This is a genomic window from Vibrio sp. MM46 (assembly GCF_027587135.1).
In the GTDB taxonomy this organism is placed as follows: Bacteria; Pseudomonadota; Gammaproteobacteria; order Enterobacterales; family Vibrionaceae; genus Vibrio; species Vibrio harveyi.
In genome coordinates this window covers 382,071-401,808 of sequence record NZ_JAPPTO010000001.1, presented here as the reverse complement: position 1 = coordinate 401,808, position 19,738 = coordinate 382,071, and the positions used below count along the sequence as shown (strand labels likewise).

17 protein-coding genes are annotated in these 19,738 nt (G+C 45.7%); 9 read left to right on the top strand and 8 right to left on the bottom strand.

What is annotated here, in order from left to right; translation table 11 throughout:
- Nucleotides 1–164 precede the first annotated feature (164 nt).
- The 3 genes from OH459_RS01805 to OH459_RS01795 form a co-directional block, all read right to left on the bottom strand.
- The gene (locus OH459_RS01805; RefSeq protein ID WP_005449610.1) at nucleotides 165–599 is read right to left on the bottom strand and encodes an EamA family transporter; all 435 of its coding nucleotides are present in this window, start codon (nucleotides 597–599) and stop codon (nucleotides 165–167) included.
- Nucleotides 600–687: 88 nt separating this feature from the next.
- The gene (locus OH459_RS01800) at nucleotides 688–2,718 is read right to left on the bottom strand and encodes a TonB-dependent receptor domain-containing protein (RefSeq protein ID WP_269984889.1); all 2,031 of its coding nucleotides are present in this window, start codon (nucleotides 2,716–2,718) and stop codon (nucleotides 688–690) included.
- 135 nt (nucleotides 2,719–2,853) lie between these two features.
- The gene (locus tag OH459_RS01795) at nucleotides 2,854–3,795 is read right to left on the bottom strand and encodes a LysR family transcriptional regulator (RefSeq protein WP_005429183.1); all 942 of its coding nucleotides are present in this window, start codon (nucleotides 3,793–3,795) and stop codon (nucleotides 2,854–2,856) included.
- Nucleotides 3,796–3,998: 203 nt separating this feature from the next.
- Between OH459_RS01795 and OH459_RS01790 the strand changes: the two genes are divergently transcribed.
- The 5 genes from OH459_RS01790 (at nucleotide 3,999) to OH459_RS01770 (ending at nucleotide 8,429) form a co-directional block, all read left to right on the top strand.
- Entirely contained in the window at nucleotides 3,999–4,919 is a 921-nt protein-coding gene (locus tag OH459_RS01790; protein WP_269984884.1) for a siderophore ABC transporter substrate-binding protein, read from the top strand.
- Between the two features lie 91 nt (nucleotides 4,920–5,010).
- Complete coding sequence (locus OH459_RS01785) at nucleotides 5,011–5,967, top strand: ABC transporter permease (RefSeq protein ID WP_050922456.1); 957 nt, start codon at nucleotides 5,011–5,013, stop codon at nucleotides 5,965–5,967.
- The gene (locus tag OH459_RS01780) at nucleotides 5,960–6,910 is read left to right on the top strand and encodes an iron chelate uptake ABC transporter family permease subunit (protein ID WP_038882146.1); all 951 of its coding nucleotides are present in this window, start codon (nucleotides 5,960–5,962) and stop codon (nucleotides 6,908–6,910) included. Before OH459_RS01785 ends, OH459_RS01780 begins: the two co-directional genes overlap by 8 nt.
- Before the next feature lie 11 nt (nucleotides 6,911–6,921).
- On the top strand, nucleotides 6,922–7,683 hold the full coding sequence (locus tag OH459_RS01775) for an iron ABC transporter ATP-binding protein (protein ID WP_038898037.1): 762 nt from the start codon (nucleotides 6,922–6,924) through the stop codon (nucleotides 7,681–7,683).
- Between the two features lie 143 nt (nucleotides 7,684–7,826).
- Nucleotides 7,827–8,429 (top strand): TetR/AcrR family transcriptional regulator, encoded by a 603-nt coding sequence (locus OH459_RS01770; RefSeq protein WP_269984877.1) that lies wholly within the window; start codon nucleotides 7,827–7,829, stop codon nucleotides 8,427–8,429.
- A gap of 105 nt (nucleotides 8,430–8,534) precedes the next feature.
- Here the strand turns inward: OH459_RS01770 and OH459_RS01765 are convergent, their stop codons facing one another.
- From OH459_RS01765 to OH459_RS01755, 3 genes are all read right to left on the bottom strand, one after another.
- Nucleotides 8,535–10,067, bottom strand: a complete 1,533-nt coding sequence (locus OH459_RS01765) for an MFS transporter permease (protein ID WP_017818251.1) — start codon at nucleotides 10,065–10,067, stop codon at nucleotides 8,535–8,537.
- 5 nt (nucleotides 10,068–10,072) lie between these two features.
- Entirely contained in the window at nucleotides 10,073–11,086 is a 1,014-nt protein-coding gene (locus tag OH459_RS01760) for an HlyD family secretion protein (RefSeq protein WP_009695908.1), read from the bottom strand.
- A gap of 247 nt (nucleotides 11,087–11,333) precedes the next feature.
- Nucleotides 11,334–13,067, bottom strand: coding sequence for a hypothetical protein (locus tag OH459_RS01755; protein ID WP_269984873.1), 1,734 nt, complete (start codon nucleotides 13,065–13,067; stop codon nucleotides 11,334–11,336).
- Between the two features lie 457 nt (nucleotides 13,068–13,524).
- Here OH459_RS01755 and OH459_RS01750 point away from each other — a divergent pair, with 457 nt between their 5' ends.
- From OH459_RS01750 to OH459_RS01740, 3 genes are all read left to right on the top strand, one after another.
- On the top strand, nucleotides 13,525–14,478 hold the full coding sequence (locus OH459_RS01750; RefSeq protein WP_269984871.1) for a M23 family metallopeptidase: 954 nt from the start codon (nucleotides 13,525–13,527) through the stop codon (nucleotides 14,476–14,478).
- On the top strand, nucleotides 14,382–14,822 hold the full coding sequence (locus tag OH459_RS01745; RefSeq protein WP_074051870.1) for a bactofilin family protein: 441 nt from the start codon (nucleotides 14,382–14,384) through the stop codon (nucleotides 14,820–14,822). The genes OH459_RS01750 and OH459_RS01745 overlap by 97 nt, the downstream gene beginning before the upstream one ends.
- A 247-nt stretch (nucleotides 14,823–15,069) precedes the next feature.
- Nucleotides 15,070–15,456 carry a DUF2541 family protein gene (locus OH459_RS01740; protein WP_005449637.1) on the top strand — a complete coding sequence of 129 codons (387 nt, stop codon included), beginning with the start codon at nucleotides 15,070–15,072 and terminating at the stop codon, nucleotides 15,454–15,456.
- 98 nt (nucleotides 15,457–15,554) lie between these two features.
- On the opposite strand, the gene OH459_RS01735 is transcribed toward OH459_RS01740, so the two are convergent.
- Entirely contained in the window at nucleotides 15,555–15,983 is a 429-nt protein-coding gene (locus tag OH459_RS01735) for a Spy/CpxP family protein refolding chaperone (RefSeq protein WP_050935374.1), read from the bottom strand.
- Nucleotides 15,984–16,337: 354 nt separating this feature from the next.
- Between OH459_RS01735 and OH459_RS01730 the strand changes: the two genes are divergently transcribed.
- Nucleotides 16,338–16,664 (top strand): 2Fe-2S iron-sulfur cluster-binding protein, encoded by a 327-nt coding sequence (locus OH459_RS01730; RefSeq protein WP_005449639.1) that lies wholly within the window; start codon nucleotides 16,338–16,340, stop codon nucleotides 16,662–16,664.
- 57 nt (nucleotides 16,665–16,721) lie between these two features.
- Here OH459_RS01730 and OH459_RS01725 read toward each other — a convergent pair whose 3' ends face one another.
- A complete protein-coding gene (locus tag OH459_RS01725; protein ID WP_050940872.1) occupies nucleotides 16,722–19,472 on the bottom strand; it encodes a M16 family metallopeptidase in 2,751 nt (916 codons plus the stop codon).
- Nucleotides 19,473–19,738: the final 266 nt, after the last annotated feature.

The window sequence follows — 19,738 nt, the reverse complement described above, 5'->3', positions numbered from 1 at the left end:
CGCTGAACCTAGCATCTCGAGGTTACTTGGGTATATACAACGCCGTCCGCGCTGTGTCTCTGTTGGGTAATGAGTTGGACAGTTTTATACTTGGAAAATCAAAATAAAACGCCCACTTAAACAAAGTAGGCGCTGTTATTTTCAAACCATGTTGGAGGTTTCAACTAAGAACTTTGCAGACTTACCAAAATCACGCCAGCGGTGATCAAGCCAATCCCCATCCAGTTAACCATACTGAGCTTCTCTCCCAGCAAAACCACACTGAAGATCGCAACTAACACCACACTCAGCTTGTCGATAGGTGCAACTTGAGAAGCTTGCCCCAATGACATAGCGCGAAAGTAACACAGCCATGATGCGCCGGTTGCTAAGCCCGACAGCACCAAAAACACCATACCTTTGGTCGAGATCTCACCTATGGCACTGAATTGCTTAGTCGCGTAAGCAATCAAACCGACTAAAACAAGGATGACGCAGGTACGAATAAAGGTCGCCAAGTCTGAGTTGATATTGGCGACACCCAGTTTGGTCAATACTGCGGTCATCGCTGCGAACACAGCTGACATAAGCGCCCAAAATAACCAAGAAGTTTGTAGCATTGCCTTTCCCCATTCATCCCTAAAAGCAAAAAAGGCGTTGCAGAGTATACTGCAACGCCATGTGTTCGAATCAGTGTCTCACCAGAGCTTAGAAGTCTGCCGTCATACCAACGTAGTAAGTACGTGGCGCTTCTACATAGCCGATGTTCTCTAGTTCTTTAGATACACGTTCGTCAGTCAGGTTAGTGATACCCGCACGAATACGCAGCGCATCGCTCACATGATAAACCGTGCCTAGATCCATTGTGGTGTAAGCATCTTGAGTTAACTCTGAATCAATCTTACGCTCACCACGGTAGCGCGCGCTAGCAAACAGGTTCAAATCTTGAGTTGGGTACCAGTTTAATCGTGCAAACGCAGAGTGCTTGTAACGCTCGTTCAACTCTTCACCTGTCGACTTATCTTCAGTATCCAGATAAGTGTAGTTACCTGACATCGCCCATTGCTCGGTAAACTGAATGCTACCGGTCAGCTCCACACCTTGAATTACCGCTTTTGATACGTTTTGGTAAGATTTGTACGGGTTAGACAACTCACGATCGATAGGGTCACCATTGTCATCGATACAGCTCATCACCGCACTCGACCATGTACCCACTTCACAGAAGATATCCGTTTGTTCGATCAGGTTTTCGATTTCGTTACGGAATACCGCACCTTCTAGGTTCCAGTTACGACCGCTGTACAATGCCGAGAACTCATAGTTAACGCTGGTTTCTGCTTCCAGATCTTCGTTACCTACGATGTTACAGTTGCCCTTACAGCTGTTCATCGAGAAGTCTGGATGGTTTTGCGTCATGGTTGGTGCTTTAAACGCTTTACCCACACCACCTTTCAATACCAAATCATCCGTTGTTTGATGTACTAGGTACACACGCGGACTGAACTCTTCACCGTAGTGTTCGTGCTTATCCAAACGACCACCAATCGTTGCCGTCAACGTATCGGTCATTTCCCATTGGTCTTGAACGAATACGGCACCTTGGTATGCCTCTGCTTTGTTGCCCTTAATATGCTCAGGGTTCGTAAGTTGGCTAGTTTGGTAATCCACACCAAAGGTTACTGTGTGGTTTTCACCTAGATAAGTCGTTGCTGACGCCTCAAAGATTTGTGTCAGCTCTTCAATTGAATCAGCACCATCGTTTGCCGCTTCAATGTTCTCTACGTTTTCACGTGAGTAACGAACTTGCGTATCACCCCAAGACCAAAACCCAGTGTGCGATAACGCTTGGCTGTTACGTTTAACGCGAGATTCAGAGTAAAGCACAGTCGTTGCGCTTTCAGCCGCCGTATCACGTTCATCATCGCTGTAACCAAGATCTAAATCGATGAATTGGTTATCAGCCAAATGCCAAGAAAGTGTACCGAACATCGCCAAACTGTCACGACCTTCAAGAGCAGTAATTTCTGAACGGTCGTAATCTTGACCTTTCACGCTCTTAATTCCTGTGTACGGCTGCCATGCATTGCGACTAGTTTGAGAAACCGAAAAACGAGCAAATAGTGTGTCGTCAATCAGAGCGCCAGATGTAGTCAAACCTACGGTGTATTCTTGACCGCCATTGCCATCATTCGGCGACGTGTTATCTAGGCTAAGTTGTGAGCTCCAATCGTTGTCTGGCGACTTGGTGATAATGTTAATCGTACCGCCCATGCCGTCTGAACCGTAAAGCGCCGACATAGGACCACGGATGATCTCTACTCGCTCAATTGAATCCATTGGGATCGCAGAAAGATCAAAGTCGTTACCACGTACAATCGCACTTGCTGAACTCATGCGACGACCATTTACCATGATCAATGTGTACTTAGAATCCATACCACGGATAGAAATTTGCTGACGACCCGCACGTGTGCTGTCGAAGTCTGACTCCACGCTGGTTGCATTAGACACGATGTCTGCCAGCGTGATGCCCGGATCGTTTTCGATATCTTCAGCGGTGATCACCGACATAGAAGCTGGTGCGTCTTTCAGCTCCATCTGGGTACGAGTTGCTGTTACAACAAGCTGCTCATCAGCTTCGATTGGCGTTGTATCAGCAAAGACAGAAAAAGAAGTACATAGCGCACCGATCACCACTGCTAATGGTTTTGGCGCAAACGGAGTCGTCTTCGACATGGTAAAAACCTATAAACTTTAATGGAACTTATAATGATAATGGTTCGCATTAAATAGCCTTTAATTAACGAAGACAAGCAACCGAGCATTTGCCGAAGTTATTACGATTATGTCAAATGTGAATAATGAATTCCTTTACCATTCACTCTCAGTTGAGCCATATATTTCTTTAAATAATGACTTAACCCAATTACACATCGGGTCGTTATGATAGCGCTTATGCCAGTACAAATAGACCGATTCACTGTCCATTCGAATCGCTTTCGGTACGGTTTTAGTAATCAATTTTCTGCCCTGACAAGCGTCTTCCGCAAAGGGCGTTGGCAAGTGAAAAATCACATCTGTTTGTTCTGCGATCGCTGGTGCAGCATTGAAGTTTGAAAGCTGGACAGGAATCGATAATTGACGCTTTTTATCCACCACACCAAGCTCGACAAAACGATGATAAATCGACAGCGTTTTGCCTCCTTGAAGTGAGATTTGACCGAAATTGCAATCGAGCAGCATCTCTACCGTCAGCTCTTCAACATGCGCAAGCGGATGGGTTTCGCTCATCAGGAATCGGTAGTCGCGATTGGCAATTTTCATGCGGTACAAATTCTGCTCAGAGCTAGGCGGCTCGGCGGTTGAGAGCACAAAATGTACATCCCCTGCAATCAGTGCATCGAAATGGCGCTTCGGGATGGAGTCGATATCGACAATCATGTTCGGCGCTTCTTCACGGATACGCGAAACAATCGGTGGCAGTAAGAAAATTACCTGTGGAACCAAGCCGTAAAAACGGATCGTCCCGTTACTCTTTTCAGGTACAAATGACTGACCGTACATCAGCTTTTCTAGCCCGGTTAGAACGGTGTTCAAATCTTGCTTGATCACTTCGGCTTTTGGGGTCAATTCGTAGCCGTGTGCAGTACGTACTAACAGCTCATCGTTGAACAAGTTTCTGAGTTTTTGTAAAGAGCGGCTCACCGATGGTTGGCTCATATTGAGCGATACCGCTGTGTTGGAAACATGCTTCTCTTCAAGTAGGTGTTTGAGAATAAACAATAAGTTCAAGTCGACTTGAGCTAAATTCATTTTTTGAATACTCACTATTCCGCTAATTCTGTTGCTGCATATAGACTATCTGCTAATGTGTCTGCAATCAATAATCATTCTTATTTGATTTTAATCAAATTAGTTATACCGCTTTACGACTAATCTCGCGCTTTATTTTTTAAAGCACTATTTGTTTTTTAAGGCACTAATGCGAGATTGCATCGCACCTTTTGGAAATCATTATGTTGGGTAAAACTTCTCTTCGCGTAGCAACGGGAGCTTTGCTGCTTGCATTGGCTCCTATCGAGGCAATGGCTAAAACCTACCAACACAGCTTGGGCACAGTAGACATTGATGGCGTTCCACAACGCGTCGTTGTTCTAGGCTACGGCAGTTTAGACTACATTGATGCTTTGGGCGTAACACCTGTCGGCATGCCAAAAACACTGTTGCCAAAATCACTAGAAAAATTCCAAATCGACTCGTTTGTGAATACGGGTAGCGTGAAAGAAGTGAACTTCGAGACGCTGTTTATGCTCAAGCCAGACCTGATCATCGCAGAAGGTCGCATGGCAGATATCTACAAAGATCTGAGCGACATCGCGCCAACTTACATGTTCCGTATCGACACCACCGACTACTGGAAAACAACCCAAGAACACTGGCGCACGCTGGGTGACATCTTCGACAAAGAAGAACAAGCTGAGCAGTTAATCGAAGACGTTCAAGAGCAAATCGACCATCTTCACGCAAAAGTAGAAGAACAACCACGACGCGCACTGACGGTCTCAAACAGTGGTAACAGCTTGGCAATGTTTGGCACCAACAGCCGTTTCTCATTCGTGTATGAAGAAGCAGGCTTCGCGACTTCGACTTCTGAAAACGTGAAATCGGTACCACGCACTCACGGCAACCTGATTTCATTCGAATACATTGCTGATGCGCAACCTGAGGTACTGCTTATCCTTGACCGTGAACAAGCCATCGGTCAGAGCAGTGGTAAAGCAAAACAGTTGTTCGACAACGATCTCGTGAAGTCGACACCAGCAGCGAAAAACAACCGCGTGCTGTATATGGACCCAGCGGCTTGGTACTTAACCGCAGGTGGCTACCAATCGACGCAAACCATGATTAAAGAGCTGAACCAAGTCATTGCTAACTGACAGTTTCGGTTCCTGCTCACTCTAAAAGATGACCTTTCCCGCTTCACGGTGCGAAAGGTCATTGTTGTTTTTATCACCCTATAAATACACCATGAAATTACATCATATCTTGGCTTTTTTGTTGCTCGTCGTACTCGCCTTCGCCTCTTTGTTGGTTGGGGTGGCGAACGTTTCACTCTCGCAGATTTTGGCTGGTGACAGCCACAGTTTGAACATCTTGCTGGTTAGTCGCTTACCCCGCTTGCTTGCCATCGTCTTAGCCGGAGCAGGCTTGAGTATCGCTGGTTTGATCATGCAGCAGATCGTGCAAAACCGCTTTGCAGCCCCATCCACCACGGGCACCGTCGATTGGGCGATGTTCGGCTACATTGTCGCGCTGATTCTGTTTGCAGACATGAGCAGTTGGGTTCACCTGGTCACCATCTTCGCGTTTTCTGTGATTGGTACGGTGATCTTCGTGCGCTTCTTGCAACGTTTGAAGTTTAAGAACACCGTACTCGTCCCGCTGATCGGCATCATGTATGGCAACGTGGTGTCATCCATGACCACCTTTATTGCCTACAAGTACGACCTAGTACAGACTCTTGGTTCTTGGACTGTGGCTAACTTCGCCTCGGTATTGCGTGGTAACTACGAATTCTTATATCTCGCTCTTCCGGTCTCGGTTCTGGCTTACGCTTACGCTAACCGCTTTAGCGCGGCAAGTGTGGGTGAAAGCTTTGCAAAAAACATTGGTTTGAACTATCAACGCATCGTTCTGGTTGGTGTGATCCTTGTGGCTGTACTGTCGTCATCGGTGGTAATGATCGTCGGGATGATTCCGTTTCTTGGGCTTATCGTGCCAAACCTTGTGTCACTGTTCATTGGTGACAACATGCGTCGTAACTTGCCTTGGACCGCATACGCAGGTGTGATTTTGGTGCTTACTTGCGACATCCTCGGTCGCCTCATCATCTTCCCTTACGAGATTCCAATTTCGATGATCATCAGCATCTTGGGGGGCTCAATCTTCATTTACCTAGTTCTTAGAGACAAATCGAATGCGTGATTCTATGAAAGTAACGCTGCTGGCAATCGCGGCGGTTTTGATTTGTGCGGTGTTCATCGGCAAGGGCTTAACGCCAGATAACTACCAGTTCTTCTTGTCACGCCGCATCCCGAAAGTACTGGCGATTGTCTTGGCAGCAATGGCGATTGCGTCGTCGTCACTGATTTTCCAGACCATCACCAACAACCGAATCCTCACCCCTTCGATTCTGGGTTTCGATTCCATGTACGTGATGATTCAAGTGCTGCTTGTGGTGATGTTTGGTGGTTTAAGTGCTTTGGTCATCAACAGCAAGCTCAACTTCGTGTTGTCGACTGGCATCATGATTGTGTGTGCGATGACTTTGTTCAGCTTCTACTTCCGTGGTCGTCAGCGCAATATCTTCACCCTTTTGTTGATTGGTATCGTGTTGAGTAGTTTGTTCAATAGTGTCACCGGTTTCTTCACCATGATCACCGACCCAGATGAGTTCACCTTCATCCAAAGTTCAATGTTCGCGAGCTTCAACAACATCAACAGTGAGTTGGTGTACTGGTGTGTGATTCCGATGCTCTTATGTGGTGCGTACCTAATGCGCATTGCTCACAGATTGGACGTAATGTGGCTTGGCGTCGACAACGCGAAAAGCCTAGGTGTGGATACCCACAAACTGACCATGCAAGTCATGTTCATCATCACTTTGATGGTGTCTATCTCGACCGCATTGATTGGTCCAATCTTGTTCTTTGGCTTGATTGTCGTGGCTCTGACTCGCCAAATCTTCACTGGTTACCAACATCGCTTATTGATTGTCGCAAGCTCAGTACTGTCAGTTGTATTGCTGTCTGGCGGTCAATGGGTGGTTGAAAACCTGTTCGATTTCGACACCACCATCAGCGTTATTATCAACTTTATCGGCGGCGGCTACTTCTTGCTTCTGCTTATGAAAAACAAATTCGATTAAGGGTTTATCACATGATCCGTATTCAAGGTCTTAGCAAAAAATACAACGAAAAATACGTGGTAAAAAACGCCGATGCCCTTTTTCCACTTGGTAAAGTAACCAGCATTATTGGTCCTAACGGCGCGGGTAAAAGTACCCTGCTATCTATGGCGAGCCGACTAACAGAAAGCGATGCTGGTAGTGTCGTGATTGGTGATAAGCCGCTTGACCAATGGAACACCGAAGACTTAGCAAAGCGCCTATCAGTGCTGCGCCAATCAAACAACATCAACATGCGCTTTACGGTGCGTGACTTGGTGGCGTTTGGTCGCTTCCCGTACTCGCAAGGTCGTCTGACAGAAGAAGATCACCGCATCATTGATGAATCAATGCAACATCTGGAAATCGACCATTTGAAAGATCGCTTTATCGACCAACTGTCGGGCGGGCAACGTCAAATGGCATTTATTGCTATGGTGGTGGCACAAGATACCGACTACATCTTCTTGGATGAGCCGCTGAATAACCTCGACATTAAACACTCCGTCGACATCATGAGTACGCTACGTAAGCTTGCGGAAATGAAGGACAAAGCTGTAGTAATCGTAATTCACGACATCAACTTTGCGTCTTGTTACTCTGACCACATTGTGGCGATGAAGCTCGGGGAAGTCATTAAAGCGGGCTTAGTTGAAGAAGTGATTGATGCCGAAGTGCTGAGCGATATTTATGAGATTCCATTTATCGTGCAAGAGATTAACGGCAACCGTATTTCGTTGTACTACCGACGTTAACGTAACCAATTTGATTTCAAAGGCGGCCTCGTGTCGCCTTTTTTAATTTTGGTCAATGAAGAAGCATTAAACGCGGAAAAGCGGTGTGTCTCGGCAGCAATAATGATACTGTACTGAACAGTTTTATTTAGGTTGATTTAGTTATGCGCGCATCTACTGAAAAGAAAAGAACTCGAATCATCGAAGTCGCGACCGAACTGTTTATTGAACAGGGTTACAAGGACACGTCACTCGATCAAATCGTTTCAATTTGTGGAGGTTCAAAACAGACCCTGTATCGTTACTTTTCCAATAAAGAAGGGTTGTTTGTTGAAGTGCTCGCGCATAACACCAAGATCAGCCTAGAATCCGTTTTCCAACTTGCCGATAAACAGAATGAACCACTAAGAGAAACCTTAGAAAACTTCGCTAAAAAGTATCTACGTGGCATTTGCTCTAACCCAATCTTATCGCTTTATCGCATCGTGTCTGCTGATTTTAATAAACACGACTCGGTTCCAAATCAGTTTTGGCAAACCGGACCGCAGCGTATTCACCAATACTTAATTGAGTTTCTAAAAACCGACACCATCAGCCAGCAACTTAACATCGATGATGCCGATTTAGCCTGCGGGCAGCTACTCGCGCTGATCAAAATGGATTACCAGAACATGGCACTGATGGGCTTTGATTTCTTAAGCGATGAAGAATTGGATTCGCACACACAAAAAGCGGTGACGGCGTTCCTTAAACTTTATCAGCGCTAAGAACCTCAAAACTAAAAAAACAAAGGGAGCACATTGGCTCCCTTTGTTCTTTTACGGCTTAGTTACCGAGTTGTTTGGCTGGCTATTTGTTCTGTTTACCTAACCTCAGTGCGCTTCTTGTTTTGCGGCTAGCTTCTTACCAATCAACAAGATTGGCGCAAGCGCAAAAATAGACACAATAAACATCACCAACGAATTACTCAGCGCCAATGTCGTTGCTTGCTCCTTCACAACGGCACTAATCTGGCTCATGCCGAGCGCCGGATTAGGTAAGCGACCATGAGTTAGAATCGCGCCGCTCAACGCCTGCTCGTAAGCTACGAATACGTGATTAGAACCATCCAGAGTACGACCGATTTCGCCCGATGCTTGCGCGCTGTGGTTTTGAATCACACGAGAGAAAAACGCCCCGCCAATCACCCCGCCCATGGTTCGGAACAGATAGAAGTTAGCAATACCTTCTAAGCGCTGGCCTACTTGGAAATACATCAACACCGCAATCGTCACCGACACGTTCAACAAACCAACACCAAAACCGCGCAGCAGCATTGGGATGGGTAGTGACTCTGTACCAACAAAGCTTGGTAATTGGCTGAACTCGTGCACCGACAGTAGAATCATCAGTACGCCAAAAGGCACCACAGCATCTGCCAGTGGACGGCGGAAGTAATACACCAACACACTCACCAGCATGCCGACCAACATGGCGTAAAACGATGGCAACTGTGCATAGCCCGCATTAAGGCTATTATAGTGCATCGCCATTTTTAGGAAGTTGACAAACAGCACCGTACTTGCCATCACGGCAAAGCCCGCAAGAAAGGCGTTGTACATAAACACGTTAGTCTTTAACTTGCCGTGCAATTGCATCGACGCAGTATCCAAATGGCGCGTTTTCACCAACTGATACACCACCAACAAAACCAGTGCTGCAGCGACAGAAGAAACCTGTACAAACCAGTCTGAATCCAACCAGTTGTAGTAGCTGCCGCGCATGAGTAGGAACACCACCAAACTCATCGTTAGCGCGAGTACGAAGTAAACTGAAGCTGATGATTTTGGCTTAGCTTCAATCTCAATCGCCTGAGGTTTGTATACACCGATCATTACTAGAGCTGAAAAGTACAACCAAGCCGAGGCAACATTCAGAAACGACCAATCAAACTCTTCAACAATCTCAGCCACCAACCACGGGTAAGCGCCCATTGGTAACAGTGTTGAGAAGATCAGTGTCAGCGCAATAATCGCAGGCAACCAACGTTGCTCAAAAGTATTGAGTAGATAAAGGTTCACCACCACCAATAACATGCTCATGAAAAAGCCACTTACTAACCAAGTTAGCGTAAACAACAACGCATGCTGACCTACCCAATAGAGCGCAAGGTTTGTTCCCAAACCCACCAGCAATGCAGAGTGTAATGGCAATGAGGTTCCAAGCTTACGCACCATGATTGGGGTAAACATAAACCCCAATACTTGAGTGATCATAAAGCCGATTTTCACTAACTCGACTTCATCTGCAGACAAACCAGATGTGGCTGCCATCTCGTGGGACAACTCAGTAAACATCACTGAATTGATCCCAAAAGCCGCAATGGCGAACAGCGCAAAAATCAGCAATGGTGAACGTGTTTTCATGGCGATTAACCTTGCGTTGCGGTCTCAATCGACACTTCAGCCGACAAGCCAGGGTAAATGCGCTGTTTCAGCTCTTGTGGAATATCCAACTCGATACGCACTGGCACACGCTGAACTACTTTCACGAAATTACCAGTCGCATTTTGCGGTGGCAGTAAACTAAACTGCGCGCCTGTTGCTGGGGTTATGGAAGTTACACGACCATGCAATGGATGATCAGGGAACATGTCTAACACCACTTCCACGTCTTGCCCTTGTTCAACGTTTTCCAATTGAGTCTCTTTGAAGTTTGCCTCAATCCACACGTAATCCGGTACCATCACAATCAACCCCATGCCCGGTTGAACAAACTTACCCACTTGCACTTGTCTGTCTGCCACATAGCCATCAAAAGGCGCTCGAACGATGGTTCGCTCAAGGGCGATATTCACTAGTCTCAAGTTCGCTTCGGCTTGTTTGCGTTGCGCGGTTAGCTGCATCTTTTCTGTCACGAGCGCGTCAAGCTGCTTCTGTTCAGCGGCTAGCGCTAGCTTGGCAGTTTCAAGGTTGCTGTTCGCTTCAATAGAACGCGTTCTTTGCGCTTCAAATTGGTTCTTACTCACCGATTGCTTTTGTACCAAGCGTGAAAGACGTTTGAACTCCGCCGCTTGATGTTCCGCGTTTGCACTTGCACTGTGAATGCCCTGCTTCGCCTGCTCGATCTTTACCAACTGCATCTCAGTTTTGGTTTGGTTTGCGGTCAGCGCTGCTTTTGCGACATCTAACGCCGACTTCGCGATTTCTTGATTGGCAATGAAATCTTCATCATCAATCGAAAACAGTGGCGCACCTTTGCTTACCCACTGGTTATCTTCGACAAAAAGTTGGCTTACCTGCCCACCGACTTCCGGAGAAATCGCCGTCACATCCGAGTGAACATAAGCGTTATCGGTAGTCACCGTATTAGGTTGGTATAACGCACAACCTGCAGCGAACAACGAACCAATAACAAGCGACAACGCAATGACTTTCTTCTTCATTTTTGAAACCCAACTTAATGATTTTCACAAACTGTACTGTACCGTACAGTTTTAGTAAAGATACATTTGATCATTTATAAAGAAGAAAGATCCATCCCACTGATTTTTATTGATCTTATTTGGTGCCCACTTTTGAATGAAAGGGAGAGAATTGAAGTTCGTATATTGAGAAAAACAAAAAAGGCGACACTGAGGTCGCCTTTTGATTATGAAAAAATGCTTCGAGATTGAAGCCAGTGAATCACGCTTATTGCTGCGCTACCTTCACTTGTGGTTTCGTCGAACCGGTGTAATCAAAGTCGAACGTGATGCCATCTTTGGTTACATCCACCGCCATACCACCAACAAGTTGACCTTGAAGGCTCATCATCAGATCTTCTGGAACTGGTTCGCCAGAAACTTCAGATGCCGTTTCCATCACTTCCAATACACGCTCTGAATCCAGAGTGAAGCTCAATAGACCATTCGCTGTTAGTGGCTGTGCCATCACCTTGTCACTTGCAGATGCTGCAGCATCACCGCTGTAAAGCGTCAAGTGACTGTCATTCAGACGAGCAAACACATCAATAGGCTTGCCAGCGTACGGTTCTAACAAACCACCAATATTCACTGGTTGGTTATCCGGTTGGATTTGGATTTGAGCAAGTTCAGGCACAAACATCTGCGCGGTTTGCAGCAACATGTTTGGATCGTCCGCAGAGATCGAGAAGATTGCGTCTAGCTGACCAAGCTCAGGACCGTATTGACCACTCATGTCTACATCAAGACCGAACATTTCCATGCTCAAGCCTTTCAGTCCATTCGCCATACCTGCACCCATGCTGATTGCTGGAGCTGGATTTTGACCACGCATATCTTGCTGTGCTTTGGTTAAAATTGAACATTGGTATTGAGGCGTAGTTAGATCGGTCCAGATCTTACCAATTGCTGGTGCAAGCGTAGCAACATCCAAGCCCAGCGCTACACTGAACATACTCTTCTCGCCGTTTGATTCCGCGAGTACACCACGCATTGATTGCAGTGCTTCCAAAATCACTTGGCTTTTCGATTCAACCACTAGGCTACCATTAATGCGCGCCTTGCTGTCTTGGACTGAGTATTCACCAAATACCACCATTTGCGGCCAGTTTTCTGCGATCTGAGTAAACTCGGTATGACACGCTGGCGTGCGAAGTTCATCCAACATTGGATCAGAACCTGCCGTATTTAGTTGGCGAGCAAGGCGGTTACCATCCGTCGTAGTGAAACCTTTGATGATTTCACGGAAATCAACCAAGCCAAACGAGTTGTTGTTCGCACCATATTTCGTTTTCAGCGCTTCCAAGCGACCAGAATCCGCAATGTTGTTCTTTGGCGATTCTAGACCAAATGCCATCTTAAGCGGGTTCTCAGCACCTAGCTCAGGAATATCCAACGTCACCGTCAGCACGTTGTTCACTACGCCCACAGCAAGACCAACACCCATTTGCGGATCTTGTGAGTCTGTTAGCTCATAGCGACGGAACTCAACCGTATCCAATTTCACGCTCTCGTGTTGAATACCGGCTAATTTTTCTTGCTCATCTAAGCTTTTCCATAGTGATGCAGGAGTCTCAAGCTGCATCTTATAAACTGGAACAAAACCAAGCGTATAGATAATTGGGCTTACCATATCGCCAGTACCTAGGAAAGATTTGAGACTTTCAGGTGAAGAAGATGCCGCAACATAAGCATCGAAGAAGTTAACCGCAAACTCGAGACCTGGAGTCAACTCTTCTTCTACGAACAGATCAGCAAGAGGCGGCTGTTGTGTTCCACCGAAAGCAGTCATGTATTCGTAATGATTGAATGGTTCTGTTTGGTAAGTCAGAACAAGTGTATCTGCCGGAACTTGCGTAAGTAGCGAGTTTGAAGATTCACCTTGGGCAAGGTTGTTTTGGTACACATAAGCGGCACCACCAACTGCTGCGACCACTGCAGTAGCTAATAATAATTTTTTCACGACCAACTCCGTTGTCTTGGTTATATTTCCCCAAACCAACTAGCTGGTTTGAGAGAGCATTAAGCCTTCAATGAACGCTTTAACAAGATGAAAAATTTCATTTTTTGTTTCAGGCGTTTATTCGCGTGCAACGCCATCATAAACACCCAACCAGACTTATCAATTTCCCAAATGCTAAATTACTAAAATATCCAACATTTATAAGATAAAACGTGAAGTGAGTTAAATTGCTCAATCATACTATTGGTAATTTACTCAATCGAAAGGATAAGCTCCCCTTATCTCACTGACCAAAGCGGCGATAAGATTAAATCTACCCCCTAACTTTTATTGATTGTGTGAAAACAGATCACGATCTGACATTTTCATCAACATAATCAGTAGAAGCCGACGTACCTTTTCCTTAAAGTCTTGCTTTTCAACAAATAAACGGCAGAGCTACACCTAATTAAGCGCAATGAAAGACCAGCTAACGATTTCAATCTCCACCATTAACGGTTCCAAGCATTGGTACTTCAGTAAAACCATGCAACGCAACTTTAAAACTGGCCTAGTGGTGTTTGTACTGGCGTTAGCGGCGACTGCAATTTTGATAAACCACCTTTACTCACAAGTGGATGATGCGGTTCTTAAACAGGCAGAACTGACCGAACGTTCGCGTAGTATCGGGCAAGAACTCGATGATTTAAAAAATCTTAAATCCGAGTTAGAGAACGATCTCTCTGAACGAGAAGAACGCGTTCAACTCGTTTCTGAACGCTTAGGTGAGTTAGAAAAAGTGCTTGGTGTTGCCAAAGAGTCCTCCAGCGATAGTTTGGATGCGCGACTAGATACCGCAGCCATTACCTCACATGTACGTATGGCAATGCTTAATCAGATCCCTAACGGCTCGCCAGTAGGAAAGGCACGTTTTTCTTCTGGTTTTGGTAAACGCGTCCATCCCGTTACAAAGCAAGTCAAGATGCACCGAGGATTGGACTTTGCCGTAAACACTGGAACCAAGATTTACGCGCCAGCAGATGGCGTTGTTGAAGTTACTCGACGCAGTAAAAAAGGCTCGGGTAACTTCTTACGTTTACAACATTCATTCGGCTTTTCGAGCTCTTACTCGCACTTAACAGGGTTCAAAGTCAAAACCGGTGAGTTCGTCAAAAAAGGACAACTCATTGCAATCTCCGGCAACAGTGGGCTCTCTTCTGGTCCCCATCTTCATTATGAAGTGCGTTTTGTCGGACGAGCCCTAAACCCGAGGCCATTTGTCGATTGGAACCTCAATGATTTTGAAGACATCTTTACCAAGGAGCGAAGAATACGATGGGAATCTTTAATCAAAACCGTGGAACAACGAGTAGCCCAACAGCTTCAACTCTCATCGCCAAAGGCTGTACTGTTAGCGGAGAACTCAAAGTAGAAAGCGACATCCAGATTGATGGTATTGTTGAAGGTCAATTGCACGTCGAAGGCACCCTTGTGGTCGCAGAAAGTGGTCGCATCAAAGGCGACGTTTATGCGAAGCAACTTGTCATCAATGGCGTCCTTGATGGCAACTTCCATGCAGAGCACATTCAAGTGCTCGCAAAAGGTCGTGTTAGCGGCAAGATCTGGAGTAACAACTTGAGCATCGAACCGGGCGGTAAGTTCTTCGGTGAGGCAGCAGAGCTACCAGAAAAAGAAGTGGTGACGTTAAAAGACAAATCCACAGCAGTGAAAGGCGCCGCAAAAGCCGATAAGCCACAGGCGGTTAAAAGCGCTTAATAACAAACCAAAAGAGCACATTTAAGTGCTCTTTTTTGTTTATCCTCTTCATCACCTCTCCCACTCCTTCATATCGTTACGAACACAGCCTCGATAACGGATTCGCACTTGGTAGAAGCGAAGCCAGTACTTTTATTCGGGCAAAGTCAGCGGATTGTGAAACTTCATCCACATGCAAAAATATCGCTAGTAGATTTTCATTTCTCTCGACTATGATTCGCGCTCCTGTGTTTTGGTGATTATTTTAATGAGAATTTATACCGCTATTATCACGGCAGCACTCGCTGCAACAACACTTATCGCGCCTGCTCATGCGGACGATAAATTCACTTTGGGTCGTACCATTTTGCTTGAGCACGGTAACCTAGCAGCAAAAATCCCGATGATTGTTTGCCGCAATACCAACGCGATCAAAGTGAAAGCAGAGAAAGATATCGAACTACGAAAAGTGGTTGTACGATTCCAAAATGGTGACGAAAAAACCATTCGTTTCCATCGTGACCTTGATAAAGACAAAATGACAGATTGGCGTTACTTTGGTTACCGTCGCTGCGTAAAACATATCGAAGTTTACGGTAACTCAGAAGGCTCAAAGGCGGGCGTTCGCGTTTACGGCAAAGAGAAAAACGATTAAGTATCAGAGTGCGATCGTTCCTTTCATCGCAGACAAATACATAAAAAGACTCCCGCTTGGGAGTCTTTTTCGTTCTGTGACGAGTTTAAGCTGAGTGTTTATTGAGCGCTTTGTTTGATTGACTCAAACTTTTTCAACTGCTCTTGCTGGCGCTTCTCAAGCGTTGCTTTCTGTTCGTCAGTAAGCACATTGTAGATATCGTGCTGCGCTTTAAGTTGAGCAAGTTGTTTGTCCAACTGTTTTGCATTTGCTTGCTGAATCAGCTGTTTTGCTTTTGCTTCATCAAAGGATGATGCTTTAACCAGCTTCTCGAATTGTTTTGCACTCTCTTGAGCCGCTTTAGGATCTTGTTTGCCCGCTAATTCGCTGCTGAGCTTAATCTGGATGTCTTCAATTTTTGCTTGCTGCTCCGCAGTCATACTCTCTAAACCAAATGGTTTTGGTGCAACAGGCTGCGCTGGTGTGGATTCTGCGAATACATTCGCGCTGCTTAGTAGTAGAATCGTCGACAATAGGTAGCGTTTCATTGGGGGAACCTTCATTTACTGCTATTTGGAATTAGATGAGACTCAATCGATACCACATGGTTTCCTGTACCTAGTAAATATGAGGCATTCCTTCACAAAAATGATTTTCGATTGAAGCCCGAAGGAACCTTGTACAATTCCAATAACTGCGTCGTCTTTTCTCGTGATCATTCGTCTTATACCCAAGTAACCTCGAGATGCTAGGTTCAGCGAGAATGACTAGGAAAGAGCTGGCTATTCCGCTGCGTTTTCCTTGCTTGCTTTCGGTAAATAGGGAATCAATGACAGCGCTCTGAATCCTGCATCTTGAAGTCACTTGGATATAATCATTGTTTAACCCTAATTTAAGAGCTTATGTTTACCTTTAAACCCGCAATCATTGAGATTGATACCCATAAAATCGCTATTTCACCGGATGACCAGAACCTTGTTGATATCGCTCGTAAGGTCAGAGTGAATATCGCCGCACCGTGTTTAAAGAACAGACGCATCAAAGGCTGCTGTCATGTTTGTAAAGTAGAAGTGGATGGCCAGCCTCGCTACGCGTGTAAGGTAAAACCCATGCCGGGCATGAAGGTGATCGTGCGTCGTGCTGATTTAGATGCGGCACGTAAAGAGGCAGCAAAAGCTTACAAGCAGAAGATTAAAGCGCAAGAGTCTGTCGCCAATGAGCAAAACTGACTGAATACGGCGGCATTCAAAAATAAAAAGGGCGACCATGGAGTCGCCCTTTGCAAATTATGATTTTGGATTGAGGATGATCGTCGTGCGTTTCGCTTTGTTACCGAAGGCACGTTTTGCCAACGCTTTGACATCTTCTAAAGTGACACTTTGCGCCGCTTTGTCGATGTCAAGCAATACATCCAGTCCATAGTCATGAACAAGGTAACGCGTGTATGCCCAACTGCGTTGACCCGGACTATCGTCGATGTCTTTCATTGCAACCACCAACTGTTTCTTCGCAATATCGACTTCTTTTTGAGTAATGTTCGTTGCCAAATCATCGATGATTTTGCCAAGCTGCGCATCCATTTTACTCACGTCTTTCGGATCGATTTGAGATTCAAAGAACCAGTCAGACACCATCTCTTCATCTTGCGTGATTGGGTAAATGCTTGGGCTGTAATCCAAACTTGCCTCTTCACGTAATTGATCAGTCACTCGTGCTGCCGCAATGCGTTGAAGTATGTCAATAACAACCGTTTCTTGCGCCGTTCTTGGCTGTTCATTGCCGTTCGTTAAACGCAATAAATACAGCGACGATGGCTCGTGCCCTTCTGCCATTACCAAGCGTTTTTGCGCATTAGGATTAAAATCGATGTGGTAGTCCACGGCTTCACTTGGTTTTAGATCAATCGATGCAACGTACTTACGCAATAACGGCGTGATCTGCTCTGGGTCGATGTCTGCAACCATCACCATCTTGTAGCCGCGGTTGCGGTTAAACAACGTCTCATGCAAAGCGAAAACTTGCTCTGGTGTGACATCCTTAACCCCATCTGCAGCTAACAGAACTTGGCGACTGTTCGGCAGGTAAGCGTTTTCATTTGCCGCTTTGACCCACTTACCCATTGGTGATTCAAAGAATGCTCGACGCTGCTGAACAAACTCGCGTTTCACAGCGGCAAGTTGACGCTCGTCGACTTTAATTTCCGTCATGATGTTGTACAAACCATTTAGCGCACTCGCAAGGTGTGCTTTTGGCGCGATCACTTCTACACCATGATTGGTTGCACCCAAAATAGGAAACAGTGAAATATCCGTTTTACGCAAGTAGCTGTCGAGCTCAGAACCAGAGAAACCACCTAAGCCACTGCGTGCAGCGGCCATCGTTGCCACATCAAAGGCAGGGTACAACGACTTATCTAACGCTGCTTTACCACCTTGGCTTGCTAAATAAACGTATGCGCGATTGGCTGCTTTCTCGTCTTTTTGGAACCACACCTCAATGCCGTTCGATAGAGTGTAAACTTGGAATCCACCCTTCTCTTCACGCATTTTAGTGATCGTGCCTTCTTTGGTTGGTTGAATAAAACCATCCGTCTGCGCATACATGTCCAATGGCTTCTCACCAGCTTGTGCATATGCGGCGCTCAAGGCTGCAAATTGACCTGAAAACTGTGCTTTGTCTTCGTTTTTACCCAGTCCAATTACAAAGTTTGCTGGTTCAGACAACAGCGCTTTCAGCTCATCATTGGCATGATCTAATGTGTTGCTGTCGATAAAGCTCGACAAGCTTTGCTCATACCCTTGCTTCGATTGGCTTACCGAATTGATTTCTAACTGGTAAGTACGCGCTTCAGCATAACCTGCTGGCTTACGTTTCGACCAATCTGAATCAAGGTTAGATAGCTCGCCATACCAACCAGACATCACACCATCAAGCTCTTGTTGTGTCACTCCGTAGTCACGTAAAGACGTTAGCGTATTTAGGAAGATTTTCTGAATATTGTCACGACGCTCTGGCGCAAAAGAAACACCGGCAGACATGACACTGTGGTAGTTGGACGTGTAAGGCTGTGCATACGCGTATTGGAAAGATTCCGCCGCATCATTTAACACCGCAAGCAAACGTTGCTGGATAAGCTGAGCACTGACTTCGTCTTGCCATGCGCTATGTTGTTGAGCCAAGGTTTGGCGCATCACAGAATCACGGTCGATGATCAGATGCAGACTTGGCGATTCCATTTGGCTGCTTGGCAGAATGCGATTGGCGTTATTCGCGCGAATATCACGTCGCTTCTCAACCACAACGTCAGACGTGCTCTCCCAGTTTGAGAATTTTTTCTCGATAATCTTAGCGATCGAGTCCACATCAACATTACCTGTGATGATCAACTCTGCGTATTGCGGCTGATACCACTTGTCATAAAAGCGCTTTAGAGCGGGTGATGACGTATTTTCAATCGAGCTACGCGTACCAATTGGATCGTGCTCTGCGTAAGGCGTCCCCTCAATTGTGGCTTCGTACGCAGTGAAAGACAGCGGCTTATCATCCGGACGAGAACGTCGCCACTCTCCCAAAATCACGCCTTTCTCTTTTTCTACCTGCGTTGGGTCAAATTGAATGCCATCACCGATGTCACGCATCCACGTTAGCGCCTCATTCAGCTTGTCTGGATTGGCGAGATCCAATTTGTACGTCGTCTGCTGATAGGTTGTCGTGGCATTAATATCTGCACCAAAGCTGCCGCCTGATGCTTCAAACAGCTTTACAACATCATTGCCAGAAAAGTGCGTACTGCCATTGAACGCCATGTGCTCAATAAAATGAGCGTAGCCTTTTTGGCTGGCGTCCTCTTGAAAAGAGCCGACATTCATCATCAAGCGTACTGAGACTTCTTCGTCTTGAGTCGGATAGATGTGGTACTTCATCCCATTGGCAAGTTGGTCGACATGCCAATTTGTATCGGCTTGGAGAGGTGTTGATTGGGGAGTCAGAGCGCACCCTGACAGTAATAATGCGGGTAATAACAACGTGCTACGCATAACTATTGTCCCTAACAATGAATAATTGAGGCAATATATCGATCACGTCATATGCTTGATATTTAATATGCAATATACGCCCTTATAGTAAGACTTTGATCACACTTTATAAAAACAAGAATCATTTACAAAGATGTAAATAACGGTTTGCTAATAAACAAGTTAGCGCAAAAAAGCAAAACAATTTGAACAAAATGTGTGCATTAGCATGAGTATGAATCAAATACGCGACACAGATCGGTATTTATTTTGAACACTAAAATATA